General features: G+C 65.6%; 2 protein-coding genes. One reads left to right on the forward strand and one right to left on the reverse strand.

Features of this window, described 5'->3' with window-relative positions; genetic code table 11:
* On the forward strand, positions 1 to 615 hold a 615-nt coding region (locus AC04L7_RS18900; RefSeq protein WP_475513731.1), incomplete at its 5' end, for a glycosyltransferase.
* Positions 616 to 702: 87 nt separating this feature from the next.
* Here AC04L7_RS18900 and AC04L7_RS18905 read toward each other — a convergent pair.
* Positions 703 to 1,289, reverse strand: a 587-nt coding sequence (locus AC04L7_RS18905; protein WP_475513732.1) for a hypothetical protein, incomplete at its 5' end; no start/stop codon positions are given.

A 1,289-nucleotide genomic window follows, 5' to 3' on the forward strand; every position in this document is an offset into this window, starting at 1 on the left:
CTGTGGAGCGTGCCGGTCAGCTCGCGGGTGCGAGACGGCAAAGTCCGCGCCCTCTATTTCGGAGACCGTACACACCGGGCGAATCTCGATCTCGTGCTCCCCGCCCTCGATGCGTTCGCGGCCACACGCCCCGACTTCGAACTCATGCTGATCGGAATCGCCCACGAAGACGAGGTGGAATCTCTGCGAGACGGTCGTCCGTGGCTGCAGAGCGTCGAGGTGCCGGAGAGCGCTCGGCAGTTCCCCGAGTCCGTCGAATGGCTACATGAATGCGCCGAGCGAAGCGACTTCGCGATCGCGCCCTTGACGGGCACGGAGCTGGATACGTCCCTGGCTGACCTGAAGCTTCTCGAACATCTCGCCATGGGACTGCGTACCATCGGCAGCGCCGTCGGGCCGTACCGGGAGACGTCAATCCCCGGGATCACAGTGGTCGCGAACTCGCACGAGGCATGGGTTGACGCCCTCCGTCGCATGTCCGCCGAAGTGGAGGCCGAAGGATCGCGTATTGACGGCCGGGTCTGGTTGGTCGAGAACGGCATGCTCTCGGATCAGCAGCCGCGCTTCGATCAATTCCTGAGATCAGCCGTGATCACCGCGAGAGCCCCGCACTAGGGCGGATTATCGCGGGCGACCGAGTCGGCTCCTTCGCACGGGCCGACAGCGGGTGTCCGCGCTGCGGGCCCTGACCCGGCACGGTCGCTACCGGACGGCGACCGTCCGGGCAGCGCCCTGCAACGCGCTTCGAAGCTCACCCCAGTGTTCGTCGATTCTGCGGAGAGCCGGCTCGATATCCATGGGGGCCAGTGCGGCGTTCTCACCGCGGGATCCGAGGACATTCAGGGCCTCGTCCCAGCTCGAGACGAGGCGTTCCTCGGCGTCGAGGTGAGCAAGGACTCCCCGGAACTTGTGCTGGGCGGCGTGGCTGGCGACGATCAGTCCGGGAACTCCGAACGACGCGGCCGTGATGAACCCGTGCATGGACGAGCCTATGTACGCGCAGGAGCGAGAGATCACGTAGGCGATGTCCTCTACAGCCTTCGGCGCGCTGAACGCGACGGGATCGGATTGCATCTGTGCAGCCACCGTCTCGGCGAAGTCGTCGTCGCCGTGGCACGGCCCTATGGCGATGAGTACGATCGTCGCCTGAAGTGTCGCTGAAAGCTCATCGAGACGTCTGGCGAGCGACGTGACATCGCCGCCCTTGTAACGGGCATTGATGTGCACAGCTGCGAACCGGGAGTCCAACATCGCCGCCAGGCGCGGCGGCACGTCCAGGTTCGCAGGGG

This window comes from Pseudoxanthomonas sp. LjRoot204_2 (genome assembly GCF_056175765.1).